The sequence below is a fragment of the Phytoactinopolyspora endophytica genome, assembly GCF_004138495.1.
In the GTDB taxonomy this organism is placed as follows: domain Bacteria; phylum Actinomycetota; class Actinomycetes; order Jiangellales; family Jiangellaceae; genus Phytoactinopolyspora; species Phytoactinopolyspora endophytica.
Genome location: NZ_ML142849.1, coordinates 576,743 through 577,314, shown reverse-complemented (window position 1 = coordinate 577,314; position 572 = coordinate 576,743). Strand labels below are relative to the sequence as shown.

1 protein-coding gene is annotated in these 572 nt (G+C 68.9%); it reads left to right on the top strand.

Annotated features, from left to right (window positions below):
* The coding region (locus ELR45_RS36540; protein WP_205855725.1) for an acyltransferase at nucleotides 1-572 on the top strand (572 nt) is incomplete at both ends.

The following is a 572-nucleotide window of genomic DNA, read 5'->3' as shown; positions in this document are numbered from 1 at the left end:
GGTGCACACGCGTCGTTGCTGGGATTCAACCACACTATGGAGCCGGACCGGCCGGTCTTCGTGCAGCCGGTGACGAGTGCGGGGATCACGGTCGGCGACGATGTGTGGATCGGATCGAATGTGGTGGTCGTGGACGGCGTCACCATCGGCGAGCACAGCGTCATCGGTGCCGGAGCGGTGGTGACCAAGGACGTGCCCGCGTGGTCGGTGATGGCCGGTAACCCCGCGCGCCGGATACGGGACCGGCGCGAGCCACGAGGCACGAGCGGCGGATCGTCGCCGGTCGTCGGTCGTGATCTGCCGGCACGTCTCGAGGCTTTTGCCGGGATGGCGCGTGACCAGGTCGGGGATGTGCTTGCGCGGTGCTGGGGAGACGGTGACGGTGTTGTCGGAACCTTCGTCGACCGGCCCGGCGGGCCGCCCACGGTCCGGGCCATGTGCGATGCGGTCGAGATCGCAGACCTGTTGCTGGGGCACGCACCGCCGCACCTGTCGAGCGAAGAGATTGTGGATCGGCTCCGTGCCGCGCAGGATCCGGTGACCGGGCTGGTCCCGCAGTTCGACGGCGACAA